The organism is Leucobacter musarum subsp. musarum, assembly GCF_001273845.1.
GTDB classification, from domain to species: Bacteria; Actinomycetota; Actinomycetes; order Actinomycetales; family Microbacteriaceae; genus Leucobacter; species Leucobacter musarum.
In genome coordinates, this window is sequence record NZ_JHBW01000087.1 from 40,774 (window position 1) to 53,112 (window position 12,339).

Genomic DNA, 12,339 nt, shown 5'->3' on the forward strand with positions numbered 1-12,339 from the left:
GAAGCACCGCACCGTTGGGAGAAACAATGAGCAACCCGCTGAAGAAGACCATGGTGTTCCTGGGCCTCGCCGAGGAAGACCTCGACGCGCAGAGCACCGAGTCGCCGCAGCCGGCGGCCCCCCGCGCTGCCCAGCCAGCGGCGACTGCGCCGAAGGCCGACACGCCGCGCCAGGCGCCCCAGCGCGCCTCCGTCACCCCGCTGCGTCGCGTGACGCCGACACGCCAGGCGGCGCCCCAGGCGTTGAACGAGATCCTCACGGTGCACCCGACGGCGTACGGCGATGCCACGGTCATTGCGGAGAGCTTCCGTGACGGTGTTCCCGTCATCGTCAATGTGTCGCGCATGAACGACGGTGACGCCAAGCGCTTGATCGACTTCGCGAGCGGACTGACGATGGGCCTGCACGGGCGCATCGAACGTGTGACGAGCAAGGTCTTCCTGCTCTCGCCCGAGCACATCGAGACCGCTGGTGATGATTCTCAGAAGAGCGACAGTGGTTCGTTCTTCGTCGCGCCCTCGGCCTGAGCGTGCAGATCGTTGGGGCGATCGCCTTCATTCTGATCCTTGCGCTGCGCGTGTACACCTTCGTGCTGTGGGCGAGATTCGTCCTTGACTGGGTCACGGTACTCAATCGCAATTTCCGGCCACGCGGATTTTGGGTCGTTCTGGTCGAGCTCGTGTACTCGGTGACCGACCCGCCGATCAAGCTGTTCCGTAAGGTGTTTCCGCCGATTCGACTGGGTCAGGTGGCGCTTGATCTGGGGTGGATGCTCACGATGATTGCCTGCTGGATCCTGATCGCGATCCTCTCCGCCCTGTAGTCAGCTGCGCTTCGCCTGCGCGAACCCGACTTTATTTGCTAGCGTTGTTCTAGACCACGTCAGTGGTCCCGAAGCGAAAGAGACGTAACGATGGCCTTGACTCCCGAAGATGTCGTGAACCAGAAGTTCACGATCACCAAGTTCCGCGATGGCTACGATCTCGACCAGGTCGATGATTTTCTCGACACCATCGTCGAGGAGCTGCGCCAGCACGAGCAGGAGAAAGCCGAACTGCGCTCGCAGATCGACGATCTGACCGCGCAGCTCGCGGCCGCCGGGTCGAGCACTGCTGCTGCGGAGAGCGCTGATGCCTCCGACGGTGCAGCATCTGAGCAGACCATCGTGGTCGAGGCGCCGGCACCGCAGCCGGTGGCAGCGCCCGTGGTTTCGGCACCGGCCGCCTCGACCGATACGGCGCTTCCGCAGCCCGATGCAGTCAAGTCGAGCGCCATGCTGCAGCTCGCGCTCGAGCTGCACGACAAGCACGTGCACGAGGGCGAAGCGACCCGCGACAAGCTCATCTCGGACGCTGAGGCGAAGCGCGATCAGATGATCCAGGACGCCGAGCGCACCGCCAAGCAGCTCGTCGACGAGGCCCAGAAGCAGCGCGCTGAAGAACTGCGTCAGCTCGGCGAGGAGCGCAGCGACCTGCAGTTCAAGATCAAGGATCTGCGTCAGTTCGAGAGCGAGTACCGCTCAACGCTTCGCTCCTACATTCAGTCGCAGTTGCGCGGACTCGACGGCTCTCCTGAGCCGGCCGGCGCGCCTGACGGCCTGCAGTAGTAGTCGCGAACGTGAACGACGGTTCCGAGGCGGTGGGCATCCCCACCGCCTCGCGACGGCGTGCGCTTGTGCCGCTGCTCCTCCTCGGAGTGGCGGCTGTGGTGTTCTCTGTCGATCAACTCGTGAAGAACTGGGTCGTCGACCATCTGGTCGAGGGCCAAACGGTGCCCGTGTGGGGCGAGCTGCTGCGGTGGCACTTCGTGCGCAATCCGGGAGCTGCGTTCTCATTCGCAACCGGTTCGACCTGGATCTTCACCATTCTGGCGGTCGCTGTCGTGGTGGTCGTTCTCTGGCAGATTCGACGACTGCGCTCAGTTGCGTGGGCGCTTTTCCTCGGGTTGCTCCTGGGCGGCGTGCTCGGCAATCTGACGGATCGTCTGACACGTGAGCCGGGTTTTCCGCAGGGCCACGTAATTGACTTCATCTCGACGCCCTGGTTGTGGCTCGGCTTCAATGAAGCGATCTACAACATTGCCGACATCGCCATCGTCTCCGGGATGATCCTATTCATCCTGATCACGCTTCTCGGTGTCTCGATCGATGCCCGACCTCGCAGGGATCGCGATTCGACGTCCGATGCCGATGCTACCGATCCTGCAGGGGAGCCACGCGACGACGCACACGGTGCAGAAGACCAGGCACATGGAACACCGTAGTTTTCCGGTCCCCGACGGTCTCGCGGGCGAGCGCATCGACGCCGCACTCGCCAAAATGCTCGGATTCTCGCGCAGCTTCGCCGCGGAAATCGCGAGCTCTGGCGATGTCGTGATGGACGGTCGGACGCTGGGCAAGTCGGATCGTTTGACGGCAGGCGGCTGGCTCGAAGTGTCGTGGCAGGAGAAGCGCGGCCCCGAGATCGTTCCGGTCGACCTCCCGGAGCTCGGAATCGTGCACGATGACGACGAGATCGTCGTGATCGACAAACCCGCGGGCGTTGCTGCGCACCCATCATTGGGCTGGCAGGGCCCCACAGTGCTGGGCGCACTGGCGGGAGCCGGGTACCGGATCGCCACCTCAGGCCCGCCCGAGCGGCAGGGCATCGTGCATCGCCTCGACGCGGGCACCAGCGGACTCATGGTGGTGGCCAAGAGTGAGCGTGCGTACAGCGACCTCAAGCGCGCGTTCAAGGAGCGCGAGGTGGAGAAGATCTATCACGCCGTCGTGCAAGGTCATCCGGATCCGTTCGCGGGGACCATCGACGGGCCGATCGGTCGCCATCCCGGTCATGAGTGGAAGTTTGCCGTTACGCGCGACGGCAAACCCTCGGTGACGCACTACGAGACGCTCGAAGCTTTCCCCTACGCCACGCTGCTCGAGATCCAGTTGGAGACCGGTCGCACACACCAGATTCGTGTACACATGGCTGCCCAACGGCATCCGTGCGTGGGCGATGGCATGTACGGCGCCGACCCGACGCTCTCGGCCCGACTCGGGCTCACGCGGCAGTGGCTGCATGCGATGCGACTCGGCTTCCGTCACCCTGGGTCGGGAGAACGGGTGACGTACTCGAGTCGATACCCTGCAGACCTGCAGCACGCGCTCGACGTGCTCGACGCCTAGTCGCTCGAGCTGCGGCGGGCGCCGCGACCGTGGAGGCTGAGGTTACCGCGATCAGTCGTGTACAGCCGCACACCGGCAACCTCGCGACCGGGCCGGCGATCCGCCGTCACGCGAATGCGGTCCCCACTGAGCCGGCGCCCCGAACGGGCGACCGTCCAGAGGTCGACGCGATCCGCACCGTATCGACGCAGGAGCGAGTTCGGCACGACGAATCGGTAGCTGGGGCCGCCGGTGTCGCCAGATGAAGATGCGTCAGCGCGATAGGCGAGTCGGCCGGGAATGGCCGCCGCGCGCGCGACCTTGCGTCCGGCAAGAAGCAGCGTCGCCCCCGCAGCATCACCGGTGAGCAGTCGCGCGATCCATCGTGAGCCTCCGCGGACGACGCGGCGGTCGAGGTACGGGCGCGAGGCACGGTACACGCGGTCCGCGAGTCGCGCTCGAATTCCGGTTCCGGCACTCCGCAGCGGTGAATCGTTCGATGTCGGCGACATCGAGATGGTCAATTCGAGCCCGCCGGGAACGGCGCGAGCTCCGAGCGCTCGAGGGAGATGTTCGAGTTCAGGCGCCGACGCGATGAGGCGTTCCAGGCCTGACACGTCTCCGGCCCGAATGAGTTCGAGCTTCAACCGGTCCGTCGGATGCGCGATCCGCGCGTCGCTCGACTCGGCAAGGAAGTCGTTCAGAAAGGCGCGGTGCAGATCGACCCATTCGTGTCGACGTTCAGAATCCATGAGCATCCAGCGCTTCGGTGCATAGAACCGCAAGCCCTTGCGCGTGAAGAACTGACGGATGAGGGTGCTGCTGCGTGTCTCATCTGGAACACCGGCACGCAGCGTCTCGGCAATCGTGCGACATGACGACACGTAGTTCTGCGGGTCGATCGCCTGGCTCGAAATGTTTCCGCCGTCGTCGCGCAACGCGATGAGGTACAACGGGCCGGATCCCGAGAACAGGATGCGGCGAGCGAGCACGTAGGCGCGCGTCACGAAGATTCCGTCTTCCAAGCGCACTTTGCCCTCGGGGAATCGGAACCCCTCCGTCTCCAGCATGTCGCGCCGGAAGAGCTTCTGCGGTGACAGGCTTTCCATGGCGCGCTCGAGCGAGATCGGGCCCTCCGGGTGACGCTCGAACAACGCCTGCACGTGGCGACCCCCGGTTCCGGCGAATCGAGGGATCACGACGTCGGCCTCCGCCTCGTCGGCCTGATCCGCCATCACGCGGAGCGCATGCGGCACCATGGTGTCATCCGCGTCCATGAACAGGACGTAGCGTCCTTGCGCGCGTTCGAGCCCCCGGTTGCGTGGCATCCCGGGCCACCCGCTGTTCTCCTGATGCACCACGGTGATTCGGTGATCGAGTGCGGCGAAGCGGTCGAGCTCCGCGCCCGATCCATCTGTCGAACCGTCGTTGATGGCGATGATCTCGATGTTGCGCAGATCTTGAGCGATCAACGACTCGAGCGTTCCGGTGAGGTAGGGCATCGAATTGTAGACAGGAATCACGACGCTCACGCGCGGGATGCGTTCGTTCACTGGGCAACTCCTCGATGTATCGCTGGCGGCGGCGGCCCATGTCGATGGAACCTCGTCGCAGGAACGTGGTCTTGGAGAACGCGTTCGTACCCGCCGTCCGTTCACCCTACTCCCGACGAGGTTTTGAACGGCTGTGACCAACCGGTGTGGCGACCCCCCTGTGGCGGCCCGCTGTGAGCCTCCCTGCACAGAGCTTGATACGCTTCCGAGGCATGGATACTCAGGCAGCGACGACCACTCCCGTGCAGGAGGACCCGAAGCGCATCGAGTATTTTGAGGTGTTGCGCGTCGTTGCGACGATCGCGGTGATCGGGATCCACGCCGCGATTACCGAATGGCATGCGATTCCGATCAGCGAGACTAGATGGGTCGAGTTGACGTGGATCAACGGCGCACTCCGGTTCTGTGTACCGATCTTCTTCATGATCTCGGGAGCGCTCTTCCTCGACCCCCAGCGCACGCTTCGGGCCCGTTCCTTGCGACGACGAATTGCACGTCTCACCGTCGGATATGCCGTGTGGTCGCTGCTGTACGCCGCGCTCACGGTGTATGGCCCCGGTGGGAGCCGGGATCTGTGGGAGTTCATCTCCGAATTCGTGACCGGTCACTTCCACTTGTGGTTCCTGATCGCACTGATCGGGTTGAACCTGGCGACGCCGATCCTGCGCCGGATCACGACCGACCGTCGCATCTCGTGGTACTTCGTCGCACTCGCGGTTCCGTTCGCGGCGGTGTTCCCGCTGCTCGAACCCATTCCGGGTGCCGGCGACCTGCTGCGGTCGGTGCTCGGCACGATGCGCTTCGACCTCGTGCTCGGGTACTCCGGCTACTTCGTGCTCGGCTATCTGCTGCACACGGCGCGCGGCACGACACGAGCACGCGTGGGGTGGATCATCTGCGCGGCTGCGGGCATCGCGGCGACGGTATGGGGCACGATCGAAGCTTCGCGTGCAGCCGGAGAGACTGACGAGCGGTACTTCGACTTCGTGTCGATCACCGTGGCCGTCGTCGCTGTTGCCGTCTTCGTCTGCGCGCGCGATTGGAACCTGTCGCATCGTCTGAGCGCCGGGTGGACTCGCGCGGTGGCCCTGTTCGCGGGGGCATCATTCGGAATCTATCTCGTGCATCCCTTCTTCCTGTGGTGCCTGCGGCAGATCGGAATGACGACGGAGATCGCCAGCCCGTGGATCTCGGTACCCGTGCTCACCGTCGCTGTCGCTGCACTGAGTCTGGGGGCCTCACTGCTCTTGCGCTGCATCCCGTGGGTGCGCGGGGTTCTCGCTTGATCGCCTGATCACGCCGCGCCGCGCCGCGCGCTGTCTCGCGAAGTGTCGAATGTCAGAGGCGCGCAGTACCCTGGTGATGGTCCGCGAGAGGGGTTTCACCGGTGTCAGATTCAGACGGGTTCGTGCATCTGCACGTGCACAGCGAGTACTCGATGCTCGACGGGGCGGCGCGTGTCGGGCCACTCATGGAGGCCGCTGCTGCGCAGGGAATGCCGGCGATCGCCGTCACTGACCACGGCAACACGTTCGGTGCCTTCGACTTCTGGCGACAGGCCAAAGACCACGGGCTCAACCCCATCATCGGCATCGAGGCGTACCTGACGCCGGGCACGCACCGCACAGACAAGACACGTGTGCGCTGGGGCGACGGCGGTGGCGACGATGTTTCGGGCTCGGGCGCCTATACGCACATGACCATGCTGTCTGAGTCGACGGAGGGCATGCACAACCTCTTCCGGCTCTCGAGCTACGCGTCGATGCAGGGGTACTACTTCAAGCCGCGTATGGATCGCGAGCTCCTCCAGACCTACGGAAAAGGGCTGATCACCACGACCGGTTGCCCGTCGGGTGAAATCCAGACCCGACTGCGCCTCGGGCAGTACCAGGAGGCGCGTCAGGCAGCCGCAGAATTCCAGGACATCTTCGGGCGCGAGAATTTCTTCTGCGAGTTGATGGATCACGGACTCGAGATCGAGCGCCGTGTGCAGAGCGATCTCGTGAAGATCGCCCGCGATCTCTCGATTCCCCTGGTCGCGACAAATGACCTCCACTACGTGCACGAGGCCGATGCCGAGGCGCACTCGGCGCTCCTGTGCGTGCAGTCGGGGTCGCGCCTAGACGATCCGAACCGCTTCCAATTCAACGGGTCGGGGTACTACTTGAAGACGGCCGCTGAGATGAGGCACATCTTCCGCGACTTCCCGGAGGCGTGCGACAACACCCTCCTTATCGCCGAGCGCTGCAACGTCGAATTCAACACCTCGGCGAACTATATGCCGCGATACCCGGTGCCCGCAGGGGAATCCGAAGATAGCTGGTTCATTAAAGAGGTCGAGCTGGGCCTGCAGTACCGGTACCCGAACGGCATTCCCGATGATGTGCGCAAGCAGGCCGAGTACGAGATCGGCGTCATCACGCAGATGGGGTTCCCCGGCTACTTCCTCGTCGTCGCCGACTTCATCAATTGGTCGAAGAACAACGGTATCCGCGTCGGCCCCGGCCGCGGTTCGGGTGCCGGTTCGATGGTGGCGTACGCGATGCGCATCACCGATCTCGATCCGCTGCAGCACGGGCTGATCTTCGAGCGCTTCCTGAATCCCGACCGTGTTTCCATGCCCGACTTCGACGTCGACTTCGATGATCGCCGTCGCGGCGAGGTCATCAAGTACGTGACGGAGAAGTACGGCGACGAACGTGTCGCTCAGATCGTCACCTACGGCACGATCAAATCGAAGCAGGCGCTGAAAGACTCGTCGCGCGTACTCGGGTTCCCCTTCGGCATGGGCGAGAAGCTGACCAAGGCGATGCCGCCCGCCGTCATGGCGAAAGACATCCCCCTCTCGGGTATCACCGACAGCAAGCACCCGAGGTACAAAGAGGCAGCCGAGTTCCGCGCGGTACTGCAAGAAGACCCCGAGGCGAAGACGGTCTACGACACCGCACTCGGGCTCGAAGGCCTGAAGCGGCAATGGGGTGTGCACGCCGCCGGCGTGATCATGTCGAGCGATCCGCTCATCGACATCATCCCGCTGCAGAAGCGTGAACAAGACGGGCAGATCGTCACCCAATTCGATTACCCGACCTGCGAAGGCCTCGGGCTGATCAAGATGGACTTTCTGGGGTTGCGCAACCTCACGATCATCTCGGATGCCCTGGAGAACATCCGCCTGAACCGCGGCGAGGAACTTGATCTCGAGCGCCTCGAGCTCGACGATGCACCGTCGTACGAGTTGCTCGCGCGCGGCGACACACTCGGGGTGTTTCAGCTCGACGGCGGGCCGATGCGCGGCCTGCTGCGCCTTATGAAGCCCGACAACTTCGAAGACATCTCCGCGGTGCTCGCGCTGTACCGCCCGGGCCCCATGGGTGCCGATTCCCACACGAACTACGCGCTCCGTAAGAACGGCCTGCAAGAGATCACGCCGATTCACCCCGAGCTGGCCGAGCCGCTGAAAGACATCCTCGAGACGACCTACGGCCTCATCATCTACCAAGAGCAGGTGATGTCAATCGCGCAGCGGGTCGCGGGCTTCTCGCTCGGCCAGGCCGATATTCTGCGACGCGCCATGGGCAAGAAGAAGAAGTCTGAGCTCGACAAACAGTACGAAGGCTTTGCCGGCGGCATGAAAGAGCGCGGGTATTCTGAGGCCGCTGTCAAAGCCCTCTGGGACATTCTGCTGCCCTTCTCGGACTACGCATTCAACAAGGCGCACTCTGCGGCGTACGGCGTGGTGAGTTACTGGACCGCCTATCTCAAAGAGCACTATCCCGCCGAGTACATGGCGGCGCTGTTGACGAGTGTCGGCGACTCCAAAGACAAACTCGCGATCTATCTCAACGAGTGCCGCCGCATGGGCATCAAGGTGCTGCCGCCGGCGGTGAATGAATCGTTCGCAAACTTCTCTGCAGTCGGTTCCGATATTCGATTCGGCCTCGGCGCGATTCGCAACGTCGGTACGAACGTTGTCGAGGCGGTGCGGGAGGCGCGCGAGACCAAGGGCAACTTCGAGACCTTCCACGACTATCTCAAGAAGGTATCGCTGGTCGCGCTGAACAAGCGCACGATCGAATCACTCATCAAAGCGGGTGCCTTCGACGGGCTCGGGGGTACGCGACGGGCGCTGGTCGAAATCCACGAATCTGCGATCGAAAGTTCGGTCAAGGAGAAGCGTGACGCCGAGAACGGCAATGTCGGTTTCGATTTCGACAGCCTGTTCGCTGAAGTCGCTGAGTCCGACGGCGCCGGTGATTCGGTGTCGCAGGTTCCCGATCGCCCGGAGTGGACGAAGAAAGACAAGCTCGCGTTCGAACGAGAGATGCTCGGCTTGTACGTCTCGGATCACCCGCTTCGCGGACTCGACGCCGCCCTTGCGAAAGAAGCGAGTGCCACCGTGCAGCAGGTGACCAACCCCGAAGCGAGCCCGAGTTTTGACGGCGAGATTGTCACGGTCGCCGGGCTCCTCACGAGTGTGCAGCACCGCACGGCGAAGTCCGGCAACCTGTACGGCATGGTCACGATCGAGGACTTCACCGGCGAGGTGCAGGCGCTGTTCATGGGGAAGTCGTATCAGGAGTTCGGCAGCCTATTGCAGCCAGACAGCGTGGTGGCGCTCCGAGGGAAGATGAATGCGCGTGACGACGGCATGTCCATGCACGCCTACGGGGTCAAGCCGATCGATGTATCTGCGCAAGACGACGCGTCGATGCTGATGATCTCCCTTGCGGACTCCCGAGCGACCGAGAAGGTGATGGGGGAGTTGAAAGACACACTGGCGCGTCACCGGGGCGACAGCGAGGTGCGTTTGAACCTAATGACGTCAACTGCGATCCGCGTCTTCGAACTTCCGCAGCAGGTGCGCATTACGGCTGATCTCTTTGGCGAGCTGAAGGGCCTCCTCGGTCCCCGGTGTTTGCTGCCCGTAGAAGATCTGCTGTAACCATGCGGCAATCCGGCCGGAGTAGGGTGTGCGTATGAGCGAGTCACAGCAGCAGATCATCGACGCCCTGGGCGTGCAACCCGAGATCGACCCGCAGGCGGAGATCGAACGTCGCGTCGCTTTTCTCGCCGCATACGCCGTTGCTATTCCGGGGGTGCGCGGCTTTGTGCTCGGAATTTCCGGCGGCCAAGATTCGTCGCTGGCGGGTCGGCTGGTGCAGCTCGCGGTCGAACGCTTGCGTGCCGCGGGTCGCGAGGCGGAGTTCGTCGCCGTCCGACTGCCGCACGGCGTGCAACAGGATGAAGATGATGCGCAACTCGCACTCCAGTTCATCGCGCCCGATCAAACGCTGACCGTGGATATCAAGCCCGCGACAGCCGCGCTCGATGCGGCCGTGTCGGATGCCCTCGGCTCACCGGTCACCGATTTCAATCGTGGCAACATCAAAGCGCGTATGCGCATGGTCGCGCAGTACGCTATCGCGGGCGACCGAGGACTCCTCGTGGTCGGCACGGATCACGCTGCGGAAGCGGTGACCGGCTTCTTCACCAAGTTTGGCGACGGGGCGGCCGACGTCGTGCCGCTCGATGGATTGACCAAGGGGCAGGGCGCCTCGCTGCTCCGGGCACTCGATGCCCCGGAGCGGCTCTGGAAGAAGGCGCCGACCGCAGACCTGCTCGACGACCAGCCGGGGCAGACCGATGAATCGAGCCTCGGAGTCAGCTATTCCGAGATTGACGCGTTCCTCACCGGGAACACGGTCGACCCGTCGAGCGTTGAGAACCTCGAGCGCCGGTACCGCGCGACGGAGCACAAGCGCCGTCTGCCGGTCTCGCCCAGCGATGACTGGTGGATGCCGGCTGAAGGAGAGAAATGACGAACACGACCTACGTTCTGGCCGGGGGCTGCTTCTGGTGCCTGGATGCCGCGTATCGAGCACTCCGGGGCGTCACTGATGTGGTGTCGGCATACACGGGTGGCGAGAACGACCATCCCACGTATGAGCAGGTGTGCACGGGAACAACGGGGCATGCGGAAGCCGTGGCAGTGACGTTCGACCCGGAGGTCATTCCTTCTTCGGTGATTCTGGATGCGTTCTTCACGATGCACGACCCGACCCAACTCAATCGGCAGGGCAACGACGTGGGAACGCAATACCGATCCGCGATGTTCCCGGCAGACAACGCGCAACGGGCCGAGTTCGAGTCCGCCCGCGAGCGGGCGGGCGGACTCTGGCCTCGTCCGGTCGTTACGACGATCGAACCACTCGGCGCGCTGTACCCGGCTGAGGAGTACCACCAGGATTTCTTCGCGAAGAATCCGACCCAGGGATATTGCCTCGCGGTCGCCGTGCCGAAGGTGAACAAGGTTCGGGCGTCGTTCGCCGAGTATCTGCGCTAGGCAGCATTCAGCAGCGCATCCGCCTCGGCGACGTCGCCTTCGCCGAACGGCGCACTCTCGGCAGCGTCAGAAGGTGCCGGGGTCACCGACCATCCCGAATCCGACGGGGTGAGTGCGTCGTCGGCGAAGGCTCCGGGACTCGCCGGCGTCGCCGACGCGTCAGATTCGATCGGTGGGGGTGTGGCGTTCTGCTTCGCGAAGGTGCTTGTGCCCCAGCGAAGGTCATGGCCGATGGCATCGGCTTCGACTTCGACGGAGGTGCCCGACTTCTCCTCGGTCTCCCACGCGCGAACGCGTAACCGCCCATTCACGATGACGCGGTCGCCGGTGGAAAACGAGGCGGCTGAGTGGTCGGCGAGGCCTCGGAAGGTGTTGACCGTCATCCAGTTGGTCTCGCCATCGACCCACTGCGAACGCTCACGATCGTATTTCCGCTCGGTCGCGGCGATGCGGAACGTGCAGAGCGTTACTTTGCCCGGTGTCGAAATCAGTTTGGGGGTCGTCGCAACCGTGCCGACGACGCAGACAGTGGTGGTCATGCTTCGCTCCTTCGTTGATGCCGTGAACGGCGGGGAATGTGATGAGCGGGCGGCGCGTGCCGTGCGGAGTCCGTGCCGCCCGCTCACCCATAGCCTGCGCGATCCACGCGGCTCCCACCGGCGGGTGCGCGCGAATTGTGGATGACGCGGGGGTAGACCGGGAGAATACCCAACAGTGAGCGGATCATTGTGCCTGAGCGTGGGAGGGGATCCTGTTCCAGCGCATCACCAGCCAGGTCGCGCACCCGCTTTGTACACTGTGCGTGTGCCTACTGATCCGCATCCCTCCCGCCGATCTGCGTTTGCCGCTGTCGCAGCGCTCGCGCTGAGTGCACTGCTGCTCGGCGGGTGCGCAATACTCGAGGGCCCCACACCCGAGACACCGAAACGGGAGACGCAGGCTCCGCCGGAGACCACCCCCGAGTTGGTGCCCGGGGGGTCCGCCGCCGAGAATCTGCCGTATTTCACGGAAGTGCTGCGGGCGTTCAGCGCCGGCACGGGGGCCGTGCAGGGCGCACCGATCGTGCAGGCCGTTGCCGAAGCCGGTTTCGACAAGACCGCGATGCAGGTGAGTTTCGACGCGAGCAAGACCAATCTGCCCGCCGACAACATCTTTGTGTCGGTGCGCATCGGTACGGACTGCCTGATCGGTCAGGTCGTTGCGGCTGATCGGAGCTTCGTCGCTCAGAACGAACCCGCAGTCGGGCCGAACCAGGATTTGTGCCTGATCGGGGAGACCGCGCCCATCAGCTGAGCAAC

At 63.9% G+C, this 12,339-nt stretch carries 12 protein-coding genes; 10 read left to right on the forward strand and 2 right to left on the reverse strand.

Annotated features, from left to right (window positions below):
* The first annotated feature begins 26 nt into the window (after positions 1 to 26).
* From CH42_RS09185 to CH42_RS09205, 5 genes are all read left to right on the forward strand, one after another.
* Positions 27 to 527 carry a cell division protein SepF gene (locus tag CH42_RS09185; protein ID WP_053352913.1) on the forward strand — a complete coding sequence of 167 codons (501 nt, stop codon included), beginning with the start codon at positions 27 to 29 and terminating at the stop codon, positions 525 to 527.
* A 2-nt stretch (positions 528 to 529) separates the two neighbouring features.
* On the forward strand, positions 530 to 823 hold the full coding sequence (locus CH42_RS09190; protein WP_053352914.1) for a YggT family protein: 294 nt from the start codon (positions 530 to 532) through the stop codon (positions 821 to 823).
* 90 nt (positions 824 to 913) lie between these two features.
* A complete protein-coding gene (locus CH42_RS09195) occupies positions 914 to 1,606 on the forward strand; it encodes a DivIVA domain-containing protein (RefSeq protein ID WP_053352915.1) in 693 nt (230 codons plus the stop codon).
* A gap of 11 nt (positions 1,607 to 1,617) precedes the next feature.
* A complete protein-coding gene (gene lspA, locus CH42_RS09200; protein WP_075205321.1) occupies positions 1,618 to 2,262 on the forward strand; it encodes a signal peptidase II in 645 nt (214 codons plus the stop codon).
* Positions 2,249 to 3,166: an RluA family pseudouridine synthase gene (locus tag CH42_RS09205; protein WP_053352916.1), complete on the forward strand. Its 918-nt coding sequence runs from the start codon at positions 2,249 to 2,251 to the stop codon at positions 3,164 to 3,166. The genes lspA and CH42_RS09205 overlap by 14 nt, the downstream gene beginning before the upstream one ends.
* Here the strand turns inward: CH42_RS09205 and CH42_RS09210 are convergent.
* The gene (locus tag CH42_RS09210) at positions 3,163 to 4,698 is read right to left on the reverse strand and encodes a glycosyltransferase family 2 protein (RefSeq protein WP_053352917.1); all 1,536 of its coding nucleotides are present in this window, start codon (positions 4,696 to 4,698) and stop codon (positions 3,163 to 3,165) included. The two genes, CH42_RS09205 and CH42_RS09210, sit on opposite strands and share 4 nt — an antisense overlap.
* Before the next feature lie 212 nt (positions 4,699 to 4,910).
* Between CH42_RS09210 and CH42_RS09215 the strand changes: the two genes are divergently transcribed.
* The 4 genes from CH42_RS09215 to msrA all read left to right on the forward strand — a co-directional run bounded on the left by CH42_RS09215 (position 4,911) and on the right by msrA (position 11,041).
* Complete coding sequence (locus CH42_RS09215; protein WP_053352918.1) at positions 4,911 to 5,984, forward strand: acyltransferase; 1,074 nt, start codon at positions 4,911 to 4,913, stop codon at positions 5,982 to 5,984.
* Positions 5,985 to 6,136: 152 nt separating this feature from the next.
* A complete protein-coding gene (dnaE, locus tag CH42_RS09220; RefSeq protein WP_053353534.1) occupies positions 6,137 to 9,640 on the forward strand; it encodes a DNA polymerase III subunit alpha in 3,504 nt (1,167 codons plus the stop codon).
* 34 nt (positions 9,641 to 9,674) lie between these two features.
* Positions 9,675 to 10,517: an ammonia-dependent NAD(+) synthetase gene (gene nadE, locus CH42_RS09225; RefSeq protein ID WP_053352919.1), complete on the forward strand. Its 843-nt coding sequence runs from the start codon at positions 9,675 to 9,677 to the stop codon at positions 10,515 to 10,517.
* Positions 10,514 to 11,041 carry a peptide-methionine (S)-S-oxide reductase MsrA gene (gene msrA, locus CH42_RS09230; protein ID WP_053352920.1) on the forward strand — a complete coding sequence of 176 codons (528 nt, stop codon included), beginning with the start codon at positions 10,514 to 10,516 and terminating at the stop codon, positions 11,039 to 11,041. Before nadE ends, msrA begins: the two co-directional genes overlap by 4 nt.
* Here msrA and ssb read toward each other — a convergent pair.
* Positions 11,038 to 11,580, reverse strand: coding sequence for a single-stranded DNA-binding protein (gene ssb, locus CH42_RS09235; RefSeq protein WP_053352921.1), 543 nt, complete (start codon positions 11,578 to 11,580; stop codon positions 11,038 to 11,040). The two genes, msrA and ssb, sit on opposite strands and share 4 nt — an antisense overlap.
* 265 nt (positions 11,581 to 11,845) lie before the next feature.
* Between ssb and CH42_RS09240 the strand changes: the two genes are divergently transcribed.
* Positions 11,846 to 12,334, forward strand: a complete 489-nt coding sequence (locus tag CH42_RS09240) for a DUF6993 domain-containing protein (RefSeq protein ID WP_053352922.1) — start codon at positions 11,846 to 11,848, stop codon at positions 12,332 to 12,334.
* Positions 12,335 to 12,339 lie beyond the last annotated feature (5 nt).